Raw genomic sequence first — 2,390 nt, forward strand, 5'->3', positions numbered from 1 at the left:
GTAACCGTCTAGCGAACCACACCTACTGTTTAAAATTCCAGGGTAACAAGCTATCGATATTGGGTTCTGGTTTACACAGTTCATCAAGGCAAACCATGATGTAATCAAATGGGATTAGACCATTTATTTTGGCGGTTTCCACAATACTGTAAAGGGCGGCACTGGCATGTGCACCGTTAGCCGTTTGGCTAAATAACCAATTTTTTCGGCCTATCACAAACGGTTTTACTGCACGTTCAGCTCTATTGTTATCGATGCTGAGTCGTCCATCATCCACATAGCGAATGAGTTTGTGCCATTGATTAGCCAGGTAATTAGCCGCCTCAATTAGTTTGGTATTGCCCACTAAATTTGGCTGGTTCTGCTCAAGCCATGCTTTTAGCTTGTCCAGTATAGGCACACTGGCTTGTTGTCTTGTCGTGTATTTATCATCCACACTTTTATCTTTAACGCGTGACTCAACGCCGTACAGTTTTTGGATAAGGCTCAATACCACATCCGCTTTGCCGGTTTTATTTTTCCCTTGTAGCTTTTTCGCGTCGATAAATTTACGACGAGCATGAGCCCAACAGCCGATTAAGGTTGCCTCTGTTTTGGCATAGGCCTGATAACCATCCACGTGTAAATACCCTTGATATCCATCAAGATAATTAACCACGCAGGCGGCCGCGCGACTATTGTGGAAGTCGTAAAGCACGATATTAGGGATAGGATTATTCGGGTCTGGTGAATCTCGACCTGAACAATACACCCACATGTAGCTGTTCACTTTATCGGATTTCACCACCTTTAATGGCGTTTCATCGGCAAACAGCGTGGGCTGCTTTAACAGCTCGGCTTTAAGTCGCTCAACTAGTGGCGCGAAGAGTGCGGCGGATTTGTCTATCCAGCTGCTCATGGTCTGGCGACTGAGCTCAATACCGTATTGCTTGAACATGGCTTCCTGGCGATAAAGCGGTAACCCATATTGGTATTTACTGGTGATAAGCTGACTGAGCAAACTGCTTGTTGCAATGCCTTTGTTGATGGGCATGGCAGGCATTGAGGCTTGCTTTATCTGTGTTTGAATCGAGGATTTATCACAGTGACGGCAAGCGTACTTAGGCCGAATGTGCTCAATCACTTTGATTTGAGCGGGAATAAACTCAAGCTTTTCTGACTTATCTTCACCCATTTTATGTAGCTCACCGCCACAGCAATCACAGGTTTTATCTTCTATATCGTGGATAACTTGTTCACGGGGTAAGTCTTTTGGCAGTGGCTTACGCACCGGTTTTTTACGGGTATAACTAATGGATTGCTGCTCTTCCTCAATGGCTTCAATAATCTCTTCCACTTCATTGAATAACTCGCCTTGCCCCACAAAGCCTTCAGCACTTTTGCCGAATTGTTTTTGTTGAGCCAGGCGCCAGCGTTCTTCTAACGCAGCGATTTGTGCATCTTTCTGTAAAGATAATTGCCGCTCATTTTCGAGCAGTTTTTCCAGCTCAGCGATGCGCTGTTTAAGGGCGAGTTCATTTTTCATGAAGCCTATTTTAAGGCATAACAAAAGGCTTTCCAGTGCTAACTGAACGTCTTTTGATGATCATCAATCGATCGCCAACTCTTTTGAATAATTAAAGCACTTGCTTACCTGCGACATCAATTTTGCTGTGGCCAATCACATCATAACCCGCTAATAACCAGCGTAATTGTTGCTCGGTTAATGTCATGGTGGGTGACATGAGTTTAGGCCATTTGAACTTATGTTTATCTAATCGCTTATACCACAGGGCAAACCCGGTGTTATCCCAGTACAGCAGTTTGAGTTTGTCGCGCCCTTTATTACGAAACACAAATAGCGCACCACTGAGCACCGGTAGTTCAAGCTCTGCTTCCACTAAGGCGGCTAATCCATTAATCGATTTACGAAAATCGACCACATCCGCACATAAATAAACGGTGGGCACATCAACAAACATCTTCATGCCATCAGCCCTTTAATGATGGCAACGATATCGTTCGTTGCTAAATTGGCAGGAAACATTAACTGGCCTGTGCGGATATCAAACTGCACCACATTTTGATGAGTTTGCGCGCAGACTTCAGTGGTGGTTTGTTTTAACTGAATAAAACGTGATGATGTGGGGTTCGTTGTTTGCACTGGCAAGGTTGAATTAGGCTGATACTCAGCCAGTAAAGCGCGCTGTTTATAGTAAGTGGTGATAGAGACATTATGGTGTTGGCAAAATTCGATATTAGTGCCACTAAACGAGCCGCGTTGTTGAAGTAGCATCTGCCACTGAGTAGTTGTTCTGTATGTTTTCATCACCTGCTCCAAATTTATCATTGAGCAGGTATTTTTAGACAATCAGAACATCGATGCTAGGTGTACTTCGCTAGACGCATAC

Annotated in this window: 3 protein-coding genes; all 3 read right to left on the bottom strand. The window is 44.2% G+C overall.

Annotated elements, in window-relative coordinates; all coding sequences use genetic code 11:
• Positions 1-22 precede the first annotated feature (22 nt).
• The gene (gene tnpC / locus L5M49_RS24945) at positions 23-1,525 is read right to left on the bottom strand and encodes an IS66 family transposase (protein WP_249554561.1); all 1,503 of its coding nucleotides are present in this window, start codon (positions 1,523-1,525) and stop codon (positions 23-25) included.
• Positions 1,526-1,616: 91 nt separating this feature from the next.
• Complete coding sequence (gene tnpB / locus L5M49_RS24950) at positions 1,617-1,967, bottom strand: IS66 family insertion sequence element accessory protein TnpB (protein ID WP_263180497.1); 351 nt, start codon at positions 1,965-1,967, stop codon at positions 1,617-1,619.
• Complete coding sequence (locus L5M49_RS24955) at positions 1,964-2,308, bottom strand: IS66 family insertion sequence element accessory protein TnpB (protein WP_182774132.1); 345 nt, start codon at positions 2,306-2,308, stop codon at positions 1,964-1,966. Before L5M49_RS24955 ends, tnpB begins: the two co-directional genes overlap by 4 nt.
• Positions 2,309-2,390: the final 82 nt, after the last annotated feature.

Origin of the sequence: Shewanella sp. SM74 (assembly GCF_025653725.1) — a bacterium.
In the GTDB taxonomy this organism is placed as follows: domain Bacteria; phylum Pseudomonadota; class Gammaproteobacteria; order Enterobacterales; family Shewanellaceae; genus Shewanella; species Shewanella oncorhynchi.